The following is a 13,754-nucleotide window of genomic DNA, read 5'->3' on the forward strand; positions in this document are numbered from 1 at the left end:
AGTGGGTAAAGACCATTCTTGTCCTGCCAACCTGCAAGCGCAAGAGCCCCGGTAGAACTACAAACGGGTAGTTCTACCGGGGCTCTCTGTGTTCTGCCCGGACGGCGGGCTGGATCAGTTTTTCAGCTGAATTCGGGCCGTTCGGTGCGGCTGCGCTTGAGTTCGAAGAAATGCGGGTACGAGGCGAGGGCGGTGGTGGCGTCCCACAGCTTGCCGGCCTCGTCGCCGCGCGGGATGCGGGTGAGGACCGGTCCGAAGAACGCGGTTCCGTTGAAGGCCACCACAGGTGTTCCGACGTCCTGGCCTACCAGGGAGATGCCTTCCTCGTGGCTTGCGCGCAGCTGGCCATCGAAGGCGTCCGTGGTGGCGGCGGCTGCCAGTTCGGCGGGAAGACCGCATTCCGCCAGGGCCTTGGTGATCACGAGGGAGCGGTCCTTCTCGCCGCGCTCATGAATCAGCGAGCCCATGGCGTCATACAAGCCCTTGACCGCTTCCTGTCCGTGTTCCTGCTGCGCGGCGATGATGACGCGCACCGGGCCCCAGGCGTTGTCCATGGACTCGCGGTACGCGGGTTCCAAGTCGCGGCCCTCGTTCAGGACGGCGAGGCTCATGACGTGCCAGACGGTTTCGATGTCGCGGACGCCCTCCACTTCGCCGATCCAGCGCGAGGTGATCCACGCGAAGGGGCAAAGCGGATCGAACCAAAAGTCCGCCTTGTTCCGTGCAGTGTCAGTCATAGGGTTACTCCTTCAGGGGCAGGCGGCCGCGCAGGGGGCAGCCGCATCTGACGGTGTGTTGCGCAAGGTTGTCAGGCAGACTTCCGGCGCTTGGTGACGTGCGGGATCATGGTTGGCTCCGCGCCCTTCAGGACGACGTCCTCGGTGATCACGACGCTGGCTACGTCTTCCCGGCTGGGCAGGTCGAACATCACGGGAAGCAGCACTTCCTCCATGATGGCGCGCAGGCCGCGGGCACCGGTACCGCGCTCCAGCGCCTGCTCCGCGATGGCATCCAGGGCAGTGTCATCAAACACCAGCTCCACGCCGTCGATCTGGAACATCTTCTGGTATTGCTTCACCAGCGCGTTCTTGGGCGTCGAGAGGATCTGGATCAAGGCGTCACGGTCCAGGTTGGACACCGTGGTGATCACGGGCAGCCGGCCGATGAATTCGGGGATAAGTCCGAACTTCAGCAGATCCTCCGGCATCACCTCACCATAGGAATCGATCTTCTTGCTGGCGTCATTGAGCGGTGCGCCGAAGCCGATCCCCTTCCGTCCGGACCTTGAGCCGATAATCTCCTCGAGCCCGGCAAAGGCACCGGCCACGATGAACAGCACGTTGGTGGTGTCGATCTGGATGAATTCCTGGTGCGGATGTTTCCGGCCGCCCTGCGGAGGAACGGAGGCGACGGTGCCCTCGAGGATCTTCAGCAGCGCTTGCTGGACGCCTTCGCCCGAAACATCGCGGGTGATGGAGGGGTTTTCGCTCTTGCGGGAAATCTTGTCGATCTCATCAATGTAGATGATGCCCTGTTCGGCCTTTTTGACGTCGTAGTCCGCGGCCTGGATGAGCTTGAGGAGGATGTTCTCCACGTCCTCACCCACGTAGCCGGCTTCGGTCAGGGCCGTGGCATCAGCTACGGCGAAAGGCACGTTCAGGCGGCGGGCGAGGGTCTGGGCCAGGTAGGTCTTGCCGCAGCCGGTGGGGCCGATAAGGAGGATGTTGGACTTGGCGATCTCGACGTCGTCGTGGTGGCCGCCCTCCGCCAGGCTTCCCGACTTCGGCGCGTGGCCGGCCTGGATGCGCTTGTAATGGTTGTACACGGCGACGGCGAGGGAGCGTTTGGCAGGCTCCTGGCCGATGACGTATTCCTGCAGGAAGTCGAAGATTTCGCGGGGCTTGGGCAGCTCAAAGCTGCCAAGATCGGCAACCTCCGCCAGTTCCTCTTCGATGATTTCGTTGCAAAGCTCAATGCACTCATCACAGATGTAGACACCGGGCCCGGCAATGAGCTTGCGCACCTGCTTCTGGCTCTTTCCGCAGAAAGAGCACTTCAGCAGATCCGTGCTCTCGCCAATCCGAGCCATATGTGAACCCCTTAGTATCTTGCTGCCAGGCAGCCTTGCACCGTTGCTGGAATCTCCACCAGCCTGCATGGACCGGTTGTGACAACATCCACTCTAGGTCACATTCGCTCCCGAGGGTGGAAGGAAAAGGCCGGCGGAGCCAAATGATTGGCTCCACCGGCGCCTTACTTTACCGCTACCTGGTGATGGCCTGCGGTTTGATCTTGCGTGAATCCAGGACCTGGTCGATCAGGCCGTACACCTGGGCCTCTTCGGCGGTCAGGATCTTGTCACGCTCGATGTCGTTGTTGACCTGCTCCGACGTCCGGCCCGAGTGGTGCGCCAGGGTGTCCTCAAGCCAGGAACGCATGCGCATGACCTCGGCGGCCTGGATCTCCAGGTCGGAGGCCTGGCCGCCCTGGCCGCCGGACAGTGCCGGCTGATGGATCAGGACGCGCGCGTTCGGCAGGGCAAGGCGCTTGCCGGGGGTGCCGGCCGCCAGCAGGACAGCAGCGGCACTGGCCGCCTGGCCCAGGCACACGGTCTGGATCTCAGGGCGGATGTACTGCATGGTGTCGTAGATGGCCGTCATGGCGGTGAAGGATCCGCCCGGCGAATTGATGTAGAGCGTGATGTCCCGGTCCGGGTCGGTGGACTCGAGGACCAGCAGCTGGGCCATGACGTCATCAGCCGAGGCGTCATCCACCTGTACGCCGAGGAAGATGATGCGGTCCTCGAAGAGCTTGGTGTACGGGTCCTGGCGCTTGAAGCCATACGGCGTGCGCTCCTCGAACTGGGGCAGTACGTAACGGCTGTTCGGAAGGTTACCGGCAGTCGATCCGAAGTTGTAGTTCATGTTCATTGCTCCTGATCTAAGTGTTTTGTGCCGGTTTAGTTCTGCGAGGCAGTATCGCCGGAGGTGCCGTTGGCGGTGCCGCCGCCACCGGACACGGAACCGGCGTGCGCGGCGATCTTGTCGAAGAAGCCGTACTCCAGCGCCTCCGTGGCAGTGAACCACTTGTCGCGGTCGTTGTCCTTGAGGATGGTGTCCACGGTCTGGCCGGTCTGCTCGGCGGTCAACTCAGCCATGACCTTCTTCATGTGAAGGATGAGTTCGGCCTGGATCTTGATGTCCGATGCCGTGCCGCCGATGCCGCCGGAGGGCTGGTGCATCAGGACGCGTGCGTTCGGGGTGGCGTACCGCTTGCCCTTCGTGCCGGAGGAAAGCAGGAACTGGCCCATGGAAGCGGCGAGGCCGGTGGCGACGGTGACGACGTCGTTGGGGATGAACTGCATGGTGTCATAGATCGCCATGCCGGCCGTGACGGAGCCGCCCGGGGAGTTGATGTAGAGGTAGATGTCCTTGTCCGGGTTCTCCGCAGACAGGAGCAGCAGCTGCGAGCAAATGGCGTTGGCGTTCTCGTCACGCACCTCTGAGCCCAGCCAGATGATCCGTTCCTTCAGGAGGCGGTTGTAGATGTAGTTGTCCTGGGCTGCAGGATCGACAGTAGCCATCCGGGGGGCCTCTGCGTGCTGTGACATATGTACTTACCTCTCGCTGGTGACGGTGACATCACTGAAAATCACTACTTGGACACTAACCGGTTTCACTGACGTTTTGTTCGCGCACCGTGGGCTGTTCGCTGACGGCGCACGATCAACAGGCCGCGTGTGAATGACAGGCCCGGGCCAATGCAAACGGCCCCCGGATCAACTGATCCGGGGGCCGTTCACGTGAGCCTTACAGCAGGTACTGCGCCGAGAAAAGGTACTAGGCCTTGGCCTCTGCCTTGTCTTCCTCAACAGCAGCCTCGGGTGCTTCGGTTACTACCTCTTCGGTCTCCACGGCGGGAGCTTCCTCTTCGCCGCCGGGACGGACGAAGTCGCTGAGGTCAACGGCCTTGCCCTCGGTGTCGGTTACCGTGGCCTGGCCGAGGACAACAGCCAGCGCCTTGCGGCGGCGGACCTCGGAAACCATCATGGGGACCTGGCCGCTCTGATCGATGATCTGGGCGAACTGGTTGGGGTCCATGCCGTACTGGCTGGCAGTGGTGACGATGTAGTCGATCAGCTCGTTCTGGCTGACGTTGACTTCTTCCTTTTCCGCGATGGCGTCCAGGATGATTTCGTTCTGGAAAGCACGGGCGGTGTTGGCCCGGACCTCTTCACGGTGCTCCTCGGTGTCGTGCTCGCCTTCACCGTGGCCGTTGCCCTCCTTGAAGTGGGCTTCGAGCTGCTCTTCGACCACCGAGTCCGGAACGGGAACCTCTACCAGCTCAACGAGCTTGTCCAGGACCTTGTCGCGGGCTTCAACGCCCTGCTCCACAACCTTGGAATCCGCGGCCTGCTTGGCGAGGTCTTCGCGGAGCTCGGCGAGGGTGTCGAATTCGGAAGCCAGCTGGGCGAAGTCGTCATCGGCTTCAGGAAGTTCGCGCTCCTTGACGGCCTTCACGGCTACCTTGACCTGCGCTTCTTCGCCGGCGTGGTCGCCGCCCACCAGCGTAGTGTTGAAGATGGCGTCCTCGTCGATGCTGAGGCCGGTCACGGCTTCGTCGAGGCCTTCGAGCATGGTGCCCGAGCCAACCTGGTAGGACAGGCCGGCAGCAGAGTCAACCTCTTCGCCGTCGATGGTGGCCGTGATGTCGATGGTGAGGAAGTCGCCGTCGGCAGCAGGACGGTCCACGGACTTCAGCGTGCCGAAGCGGCCGCGCAGTTCGTCCAGGGCCTTGTCAACGTCTTCGTCAGAGGACTGCGCAGCAGCAACCTCGACCTGGATGCCGGCGTAGTCCGGAAGCTCGATCTCCGGGCGGACGTCAACCTCGGCGTGGAACTTCAGTTCACCATCGGTGGAGGTGGGGTCCGGAACTTCGGTGATCTCCACCTCGGGACGGCTCAGGGGACGGATGCCGGATTCCTGGACAGCAGCCTGGTACCAGCCGTTGAGGCCTTCGTTGATGGCCGTCTCCAGGACGTAGCCGCGGCCGACGCGCTGGTCGATCAGCTTTGCGGGGACCTTGCCCTTACGGAAGCCAGGGACCTGGATCTGCGAAGCAACGGTCTTGTAGGCCGAGTCGATGCTGGGCTTCAATTCCTCAAAGGGGACCTCAACATTGAGCTTGACCCGCGTGGGGGTGAGGTTCTCGACAGCGCTCTTCACGGTCTAAGTACTCCTGGGATTGTGGGATGGATTTCTGCAAACGCAATGTTTTGTCCAGGCCGACTGGTCCGGGCCGCAGAGTCGGGGTGACAGGATTTGAACCTGCGACTTCCTGCTCCCAAAGCAGGCGCTCTAGCCAAGCTGAGCTACACCCCGTAAGTGCACAGGCAAGTCTACGGTCATACGCGCCAAGTTTGCACATTTGACACGTAGCCCATGAATTAGGTTTAGTTGTATCCGGCTTGAACAGCCAGCCCGAAGTTGCCAGCCTGCCAGACCTCACGGCCTGACAGTCGGACTTCTTACGGGGACGTAGCTTAATGGTAAAGCCTCAGTCTTCCAAACTGATTACGCGGGTTCGATTCCCGTCGTCCCCTCCAAGAACAAAAAGGCCCCCCACAGAGGGGCCTTTTTGTGTTACGCCGCTAACCCGGGGGTGTCCGCTTGGTATTGCTAGGACTGCTGGCAGTACGGACACCAGTAGAGCTTGCGCGCCACCAGTTCGGCCATCAGCACGGTGGTGCCGCACACCCGGCACGGCAATCCGTTGCGTTTATAGACAAAGTGCGCGTTCTCCCTGGCCGGGAATGTGTCGCTCCTAAGCCCGGCTGCGTCGGCCGAAGCCGTTGCCCTCTTGCCGTTTCCCGACCAATACCTGGGCGTCGTGGTGATGATCCTGCCGTCGGAGACGCCGTCGCTCATCACGGAGACGACGTCCCGCCACAGCTTGCGTGCCTCGGCCTCCGGAATGTCGCTGCCGGGCAGCCACGGATCGAGCCGCCGCCGGAACAGGACCTCCGCGCGGTACACGTTTCCCACTCCGGCAATGATCTTCTGGTCCATCAGGAGTGCAGCCACTGGTGTTTTGCGGCTTTGAAGATTCGCGGTAAAACGGCCGGCGTCGCCCCGGCGGTTGACCAGCGGGTCGGGGCCCAACCGGGCCAGCACGGCGTCGGCCTCGGCAACGGTGATGGTTTCGCAGGTAGTGGCACCCCTCAAGTCCGCCCAGCCGTTGCTGCCCACAATCCGGACACGCACGGCCCCCACCGGATCCGGCGGGCCGGCATACCCACCGGAGTCATCGTCGCCACCGAACGTTTCCTGCTCCCCCACCCGGCGCGGGGCACCAATGCTGGAAGACCCCGCGAAAGTGCTGTCTCCACCAAAGGTCCAGGCCCCGTAGAGGCCCAGGTGGACGTGCAGCACCAGCGCGTGGTCAAAGTGCAGGAACAGGTGTTTTCCGTGGGCCTCCGCAGCAACAAGGGTGTGCCCGTCCAGCAGCGCGGCTCCCCCGATAAACCGGCCCTGCGGGCTGGACACAGCGAGCCGCTGGCCGCCGAAAACGTCCCCGAACTGCCGCGCCAGGCGCCGGAGGGTATGCCCTTCCGGCACTACTCGATGACCTCGCCGGTCGTTTCGTAGGCCGCGATTTTGCCGATCCTGCGGACGTGGCGCTCATCGTTGCTGAAGGGCTCCGCCAGGAAGGCTTCGATCAGCTCCGTTGCTTCCTCCACCGTGTGCTGGCGCCCGCCCACGGCCACCACATTGGCGTCGTTGTGCTCGCGGGCGAGGGTGGCGGTGGCGTGGTTCCAAGCCAGGGCTGCCCGGACACCCTTTACTTTGTTGGCTGCAATCTGTTCCCCGTTTCCTGATCCGCCCAGCACGATGCCCAAGGCGTGGACACCGGCCTGCTGGTCAGCGACGACAGCCAGGGCGGCGTTGATGCAGAACGACGGGTAGTCGTCCAGGGCGTCGTAGACCTTTGGCCCGTGGTCCACCACTTCGTAGCCTTTGGCGGTCAGGTGGGTCACCAGGTGGGCGCTGAGTTCCATGCCGGCGTGGTCGGTGGCAATGTGTACCCGCGGGAAGGCAGGGGAAGAAGTCACGAGCAAAATCCGTTCGGTGTGGGCGCTGGCGGCCGGCACGGTGGGTGCAGGCCGGGGTCAACAACACGGACAAGAATACTAGGACTCCGGCTGGCCGGCGGCGGCCGGACCGCTGCCGCCCCGGGCCCTCGCCGCCACGCGCGTGAGGACCTCGGCCAGGCGCGCAGCGGAGGCGGGGCTCCCGCCGCTGACCGCAAGGCTTTGCCCATCGGTCTTTTTCACCACGACGGCGGGGCCGCTGCTGACGAGCATGGCGGCGGTTCCGCTGTGGTGCCGGTAGCCCCAGCCGCCATAGTCGGCGGCGCGGATATCCGCTGCGCTGGCCGCCGAAATGGCACCTGCGGGGACATCCATCACGGGCACGACGCCGGCCAGCAGGACTTTGAGCCCGCGCCTGTCCGCCTTGATCCGGGCACAGAGGAAGGCCGCCCCGACGACGGCAAGGACCACCAGCAACACTCCGAGCCAAGGCACGGCGATGGCAATCAGTGCAGCCGGAAACAGCGAGGCAATGCCGATCATGACAAAGACCGAGCTGCGGGCATGGACCCAGAGCCGGATAGTGTCCCGCGACAGGTCAGGGTCGAGCTCCCTGGCGATGGCAAGCTGGAGGGCCCTGTCGTCGTCGGGGGACCATTGCTGGTCCGCCTTGTAGACGAAGGCCATAATCACGCCGAGGGACACGGCGGCCCCGCTTCCGAGCGCCAGGACCGTGAGGTCCACCCGCGACTCACGGGCGTCCGCCAGGCCCGTCTGGCCAACGAGTCCGGCAGCCAGGGCGGTGGCAACGAAGAGGCACAGGAACAGCCCGGCGCCCATCATGATCCGGCGCATGGGCACCGGCCTGCTGACCGGCAGCGCCTGGAAGAGAACCAGCCAGCCGGCGGCAACAATCATCAGGGCGCCCACCGTGACATAGGCGGCAAAGGGCGCGAACGCAGCGCCGCCGTCGTCAGTCCACCGGATGGCGAGAGGCTCAGGAAGCTCCGGCCGAAGCAAAAAAGCGCAGGCCACGAAAGCGGCTCCGACCACCACCGGGAACCCCGTCACGAAACGCAGGGCCTTGGTGTCCACCGACTCCATGAACTTCCCCATGTTTTAACGCTACTCCCGCCGCAGGCCAATGACTTCCCACCACTGTCCATACCCACCGTGAGCCGCGCTACTTGTTCCGCGGTAAAGGAATGCAAGAATGAGCAGTGCCGCCGCTGGGCACCGCCAGCCGGCAGACGCACTTCTTCTGGAGGCCCACTTTGCCAGGTATGAATCTGACACGCGCTGAAGCCAGCGGCCGTGCCGAACTGATCTCCGTCGAGTCCTACAATGTCAGCCTGGACCTGACCCGCGGCGGAAAGGTCTTTGGCAGTACCACCACGGTGAAGTTCAGCGCGAAGCCGGGATCCTCCACGTTCATTGACGCTGTCACTGCCGCCGTTCACAGTGTGAGCCTCAACGGCCGCACCCTTGATCCGGACGCCGTATCTGACGGAGTTCGGATCCAGTTGCCGGAGCTCGCGGAGAATAACGAGCTCACCATCGTGGCAGATGCCCCCTACATGAATACCGGCGAAGGGCTGCACCGGTTCGTGGACCCGGTGGACAACGAGGTCTACCTCTACACGCAGTTCGAGGTTCCCGATTCACGCAGGATGTTTGCCGTGTTCGAGCAGCCGGACCTGAAGGCAGCCTTCACCTTCACTGTTACTGCGCCCTCGCACTGGGATGTCATCTCCAACTCCCCCACCCCCGTGCCCGTTGAGACCACCCCCGGGGACGACGGCGGTGCCCGCTCCGTGTGGTCCTTCTCCCCCACCCCGCGGCTGTCCTCCTATGTCACCGCCCTGATTGCAGGGCCGTACCAGTCCGTGCGCAGCGAGGTGGTCAGCTCTGACGGCAGGGTCATTCCGCTGGGAGTCTTCGCCCGGAAGTCGCTGATGCAGTACCTCGACGCGGAAAACATTTTCGAGCTGACCCGGCAGGGCTTCACATTCTTCGAGGCGCAGTTCGGCTGCCCCTACCCCTTCGAAAAGTACGACCAGCTCTTCGTTCCGGAGTTCAATGCCGGCGCCATGGAAAATGCCGGGGCCGTGACCATCCTCGAAGGCTATGTCTTCCGCAGCAAGGTCACCGGCGCGCAGATCGAACGCCGGGCCATCACCGTCCTTCACGAGCTGGCGCATATGTGGTTCGGCGACCTGGTGACCATGCGCTGGTGGAACGATCTGTGGCTCAACGAGTCGTTTGCCGAGTACATGTCCCACCTCGCCGCTGTCGAGGCGACGGCGTTCACCAGCGCGTGGACCACCTTCGCATCAGTGGAAAAGTCATGGGCATACCGCCAGGACCAACTGCCCACTACCCATCCGATCTTCGCTGAGATCAACGACCTCCAGGATGTCGAGGTGAACTTCGACGGCATCACCTACGCCAAGGGCGCCTCTGTCCTCCGCCAGCTGGTGGCTTGGGTGGGACCGGAGCAGTTTATGGCCGGGGTCCGGGAATACTTCGCCAAACATTCCTGGCAGAACACAGAACTGACCGACCTTCTGGTGGAGCTGGAGAAGGCCAGCGGCCGCGACCTGGATGAATGGGGCCGGCAATGGCTGGAGACCGCCGGCGTCAATACCCTCAAACCGGATCTCGCCGTGGACAGCGACGGCCGGCTGACTTCCTTCGCAATCCTGCAGTCCGCGGACCAGGACTGGCCCACCATCCGTCCGCACCGGCTGGCGGTGGGCTTCTATAACCTGGACGACGCCGGGAAACTCGAGCGCGTGCACCGCGAGGAACTCGATGTCGACGGCGAGCGCACAGAGGTCCCGACACTTGTGGGCATGGCGCAGCCGGATCTGATCCTGGTCAACGACGACGACCTCGCCTACGCCAAGGTCAGGCTGGATGAGAAGTCGCTTGCCACCGCCACCGCGCACCTGAAGGACTTCAGCCAGAGCCTGCCGCGCACCCTGGTCTGGAACTCGGCGTGGGACGCCGCCCGCGACGGTGAAACGCCCGCGCGGCGCTACGTGGAACTGATCCTTGCCAACGTGGCGGCCGAATCCGATTCGTCGGTGATCCTGGTCCAGCTCCGCCAGCTGGCCACCACCCTGAACTTCTACGTCGCCGAGGAGCACCGCGAGGCGACGGCCGTGGCTGCGGCAGACCGGCTGTGGGAGCTGGCGTCGGAAGTGCCGGGCGGCTCGGATGCGCAGCTGCAGTTCGTGAAATCCTTCGCCCTGCTGGCGCGCAGTGGAAGCCAGCTGGACACAGTGGCGGGCCTCCTCGACGGCTCGCTGGTCCTGGAGGGGCTCAGTGTTGACCAGGACCTGCGCTGGGAGCTGCTGACGTCACTGGTGGTGGGCGGACGGCTGGCGCAGGACGGCATCGATGCCGAACTTGAGCGGGACAACACTTCCAGCGGCCAGAACGCGGCCGCCCAGGCCAAAGCGGCGATCCCCACCCCCGAGGCAAAGGCCGCAGCCTGGGAGTCGATTGTGGTCAAAGGCGAGCTCTCCAATGCCCTTCAGGGGTCGGCGGTGACCGGCTTCATGCGGGTCCTGGACCGGTCCCTGTTGGAGCCGTACGCGGAGAGGTACTTCCAGGCGGTGCCGGGAATCGTGGAAACCCGGACCCATGCACTGGCCCAGCAGATCGTCGTCGGGCTCTACCCGGCGTTGCTGACCACCCAGGCCACCGTTGACCGTACCGACGGCTTCCTGGCCGCGCTCCCGCCGCAGAGCGCCGCGCTTCGGCGGATGATGCTGGAAAACCGCGACGGCGTTGCACGGGCCTTGCGCGCACGCGCCGCTGACGTCCTTCCCGGTGAGGCAGGGCCGGCATTGTGACGCTGAGCGAGCACCGCTATGCACTGACTGTCCAGTGGACCGGCAATCTGGGCGGGGGAACGTCGTCGTACCGGGGCTACTCAAGGGACCACGACGTCCTGATTCCGGGGCTGCCGGCCCTCAAGGGGTCCGCGGACCCCACCTTCCACGGCGACAAGGAGCGTTACAACCCGGAGCAGCTGCTCCTGGCTGCCCTTGCCCAGTGCCACATGCTGTCCTTCCTGCATGTGGCGGTGAAGCACGGCGTCGTGGTCACTGACTACCGTGACGACGCAACCGGGCTGCTGAAGCTGAACCGGGACGGCAGCGGCCAGTTCGAGAGGGTGACGCTGCGCCCGCGGGTGACGATGGCGGACGGGCGTCACCTGGAACTGGCCGGGCAGCTGCACCATGAGGCCAACCAATTGTGCTTCATCGCCCGCAGCGTGAATTTCCCGGTGGAGCACGCCCCTGTCACGGTGGCGGCTTAGCGCTCACCAGGGCTATCGTGGCGTTGCCGTTGCCTGGCAGCTCACCCCCGGGGCCGCAGGGTGCCGACCAGCCGTGCTTCCGTTTGCGGCGTCAGTCCGGCTTTCCGGGGCCGGTCCAGGCCGCGGCGGCGTTCGTCAGCCAGCGTGTCCGCCAGGGTGTCCTGCCACGGCCGGATCCGCAGGCCGGCGTCCAGCGCAGCCTTGTTACTCCTGGCCATGAACCCGTCATGCCCCGGCGGCAACCACAGCGGCAGCGAATCCGGGCCCGCCCAGTAGCTGACGCCCTGGGCCGCCAGCCAGTCCTCGGCCGCGGGGACCACTTTTCCCCGATGGCCCGCAGCGTGGCGGGACGCGCTGATGTACTGCCCAAAGGGGACTTGGTCACCCAGCGCGTTCAGCGCTCCGGTGGTCCCCTGCTCCGCGGCAAGCAGGATCCAGGCGGCAAGGTCCCGTACGTCAATGACCTGGGTCGCGTGGCCGGCGATAGCGGGAACGATGACCGGGGTGGTGTCCCTGGCAAACCGGGCCGGCCAGTAACCGTAGCGGTCCGAGCCGTCACCTGGTCCCCCAATCAGGCCTGCCCGGCACAGGTGGGCCTTCCCGCCGGCCGCCGTGAGGGTTGCCGCTTCGATGGCGGCTTTGGATTCACCATAATTTTCCGGGGTTGAAGGAGTCCCCGGCGGCAGCGCCGGGAGGAGGGCGGCGTCCTCGGCGGCGCCGGGAACCGAGGCATCGGCGTAGACGGAGCAGCTGGAAACGAAGGTCCAGTGGGCCGCCCGGCCTGGGAGGGCGTCCAGCGCTGCTGATGCGGGCACCGGATCGCGGGCGACGTCGATGACCTCGTCCCACTCCCCCTCAACGCCCTCGTAGGCTTCTGCGCCCAGCGACCGGTCGGCTTTCACCCACGCCGTTCCCCCTGGCGGATCAGCAGCCGAACCGCGGGCAAGGCAGGTTACCTCATGCCCCCGGGCGACTGCCTGGCGGACTATTTCTGCGGACAGGAAGGCGGTTCCGCCCAGGACAAGAATGCGCATCCCGCTACGCTACGGCGCTAGGGTTGAAGGAGAACAGAGCCTTCCGCGCCGGGCGTAACCGGCGCTCCGGCCCCGCATCCCGGCGCCGCCGGGGAACCCCAGGAGTATTTCCCCCCTATGGTCAGTATGTTGTCAATCATTCCTTCCGCTACCACCGAGCCGGACGGCATCAGCATCACGGGCATCGTGATCAGCCTCGGCGTGGGCGTTGCCGTTTGGCTGGTTGCCACTTTTGTCATCTCCCGCATCACCACACGGGTGGCGGCGGGCAGCAATTTCTTCAAGAGGCCGACGTTCAAGTGGGCGGCGCCGGCACTGCGGGCACTGGACCATGAACGTCGGGTGCAGCGCGCTGAAACCATCGGGTCCCTGCTGAACAGCATCGTCGGTGTGCTGGTGGTGGTCATCACCAGCATGTACGTCCTACAGAACCTTGACATCAATATCGCACCCCTCCTCACCAGCGTGGGCATCCTGGGTGTGGCCATCGGTTTTGGTGCCCAGCAGCTGATCCGGGACTTCCTGGCCGGAATTTTTATTACCATTGAAGACCAGTACGGAATCGGCGACGTGATCGAAACCAGCGAGGTTGTGGGTGTGGTGGAGTCCATGGGGCTGCGCATCACCCGCGTACGGTCCGACGACGGCGCCATCTGGTACCTCCGCAACGGCGAAATCCTCCGCGTCGGCAACCGTTCGCAGGGCAACTACGTGCCGCTGCACGAGCTGCCGGACGGGACCACGGACCAGGGCACCGATCACGCCGAACCCAAAAAGACGGACCAGAAGGCCGGAGACTAGCAATGACCATCCCCATCGAACCGCAGCGGCCCCGCCAGCTGATGCAGAACGATCCGTTCAGCCAGCCCGGCTACACCGACAACTTCTACGACGCCGTGGGCGGCCACGAAACCTTCGTCAAGCTCATTGACGTCTTTTACGACGGCGTGGCCGCGGATCCGCTGTTGCGGCAGATGTACCCCGAAGAGGACCTGGCGCCGGCCAAGCGCCGGTTCCTCATGTTCCTGGAGCAGTACTGGGGCGGGCCCACCACGTACGGGGAAGAGCGCGGCCATCCCCGGCTGCGCATGCGCCACATGCCCTTCAAGGTGACGCCGGAGGCCAAGGACCGCTGGCTGTTCCATATGCGTGCCGCTGTGGGTGCGCTGGAACTCCCGCCCCTGTACGAGGGAACCCTCTGGGACTACATGGAGCGGGCAGCGTTGTCGATGGTGAACAGCCCGGCCGGGCAATGACCCCATGACGTGCGGCAGCCCCGGTGTTGCTGCCGTGCTGC

13 protein-coding genes and 2 tRNA genes are annotated in these 13,754 nt (G+C 64.5%); 5 read left to right on the forward strand and 10 right to left on the reverse strand.

The features are described 5' to 3' along the window. Nucleotides 1-122: 122 nt before the first annotated feature. The 6 genes from M1D93_RS11080 to M1D93_RS11105 all read right to left on the reverse strand — a co-directional run bounded on the left by M1D93_RS11080 (nt 123) and on the right by M1D93_RS11105 (nt 5,381). Nucleotides 123-737 (reverse strand): mycothiol-dependent nitroreductase Rv2466c family protein, encoded by a 615-nt coding sequence (locus M1D93_RS11080; protein ID WP_461171614.1) that lies wholly within the window; start codon nt 735-737, stop codon nt 123-125. 71 nt (nt 738-808) lie between these two features. Next, nucleotides 809-2,089, reverse strand: a complete 1,281-nt coding sequence (gene clpX, locus M1D93_RS11085) for an ATP-dependent Clp protease ATP-binding subunit ClpX (protein ID WP_461171615.1) — start codon at nt 2,087-2,089, stop codon at nt 809-811. A gap of 175 nt (nt 2,090-2,264) precedes the next feature. Then, nucleotides 2,265-2,924 (reverse strand): ATP-dependent Clp protease proteolytic subunit, encoded by a 660-nt coding sequence (locus M1D93_RS11090; RefSeq protein ID WP_461171616.1) that lies wholly within the window; start codon nt 2,922-2,924, stop codon nt 2,265-2,267. 35 nt (nt 2,925-2,959) lie between these two features. Then, the gene (locus M1D93_RS11095; protein WP_461174997.1) at nt 2,960-3,583 is read right to left on the reverse strand and encodes an ATP-dependent Clp protease proteolytic subunit; all 624 of its coding nucleotides are present in this window, start codon (nt 3,581-3,583) and stop codon (nt 2,960-2,962) included. Between the two features lie 256 nt (nt 3,584-3,839). After that, nucleotides 3,840-5,225 carry a trigger factor gene (gene tig / locus M1D93_RS11100; RefSeq protein WP_461171617.1) on the reverse strand — a complete coding sequence of 462 codons (1,386 nt, stop codon included), beginning with the start codon at nt 5,223-5,225 and terminating at the stop codon, nt 3,840-3,842. Nucleotides 5,226-5,306: 81 nt separating this feature from the next. After that, a tRNA-Pro gene (locus M1D93_RS11105) sits at nt 5,307-5,381 on the reverse strand. Nucleotides 5,382-5,531: 150 nt separating this feature from the next. Here M1D93_RS11105 and M1D93_RS11110 point away from each other — a divergent pair. Next, nucleotides 5,532-5,605 (forward strand) — tRNA-Gly (locus tag M1D93_RS11110). A 73-nt stretch (nt 5,606-5,678) separates the two neighbouring features. Here M1D93_RS11110 and M1D93_RS11115 read toward each other — a convergent pair. The 3 genes from M1D93_RS11115 to M1D93_RS11125 form a co-directional block, all read right to left on the reverse strand. Beyond that, entirely contained in the window at nt 5,679-6,617 is a 939-nt protein-coding gene (locus M1D93_RS11115; protein ID WP_461171618.1) for an Fpg/Nei family DNA glycosylase, read from the reverse strand. After that, nucleotides 6,617-7,111 carry a ribose-5-phosphate isomerase gene (locus M1D93_RS11120; protein ID WP_461171619.1) on the reverse strand — a complete coding sequence of 165 codons (495 nt, stop codon included), beginning with the start codon at nt 7,109-7,111 and terminating at the stop codon, nt 6,617-6,619. Before M1D93_RS11120 ends, M1D93_RS11115 begins: the two co-directional genes overlap by 1 nt. 78 nt (nt 7,112-7,189) lie before the next feature. Further along, nucleotides 7,190-8,206, reverse strand: a complete 1,017-nt coding sequence (locus tag M1D93_RS11125) for a hypothetical protein (RefSeq protein ID WP_461171620.1) — start codon at nt 8,204-8,206, stop codon at nt 7,190-7,192. A 167-nt stretch (nt 8,207-8,373) separates the two neighbouring features. On the opposite strand from M1D93_RS11125, the gene pepN reads away from it, so the two are divergent. Continuing rightward, complete coding sequence (gene pepN, locus M1D93_RS11130; protein WP_461171621.1) at nt 8,374-10,953, forward strand: aminopeptidase N; 2,580 nt, start codon at nt 8,374-8,376, stop codon at nt 10,951-10,953. Next, nucleotides 10,950-11,423: an OsmC family protein gene (locus M1D93_RS11135; RefSeq protein WP_461171622.1), complete on the forward strand. Its 474-nt coding sequence runs from the start codon at nt 10,950-10,952 to the stop codon at nt 11,421-11,423. The genes pepN and M1D93_RS11135 overlap by 4 nt, the downstream gene beginning before the upstream one ends. A 41-nt stretch (nt 11,424-11,464) precedes the next feature. Here M1D93_RS11135 and M1D93_RS11140 read toward each other — a convergent pair whose 3' ends face one another. Next, the gene (locus M1D93_RS11140; RefSeq protein ID WP_461171623.1) at nt 11,465-12,457 is read right to left on the reverse strand and encodes a Rossmann-fold NAD(P)-binding domain-containing protein; all 993 of its coding nucleotides are present in this window, start codon (nt 12,455-12,457) and stop codon (nt 11,465-11,467) included. Between the two features lie 117 nt (nt 12,458-12,574). Between M1D93_RS11140 and M1D93_RS11145 the strand changes: the two genes are divergently transcribed. Further along, nucleotides 12,575-13,258, forward strand: a complete 684-nt coding sequence (locus M1D93_RS11145; RefSeq protein ID WP_461171624.1) for a mechanosensitive ion channel family protein — start codon at nt 12,575-12,577, stop codon at nt 13,256-13,258. Nucleotides 13,259-13,260: 2 nt separating this feature from the next. Beyond that, nucleotides 13,261-13,713: a globin gene (locus tag M1D93_RS11150; RefSeq protein ID WP_461171625.1), complete on the forward strand. Its 453-nt coding sequence runs from the start codon at nt 13,261-13,263 to the stop codon at nt 13,711-13,713. Nucleotides 13,714-13,754 lie beyond the last annotated feature (41 nt).

It is taken from the genome of Arthrobacter sp. Z1-9, from assembly GCF_054792695.1.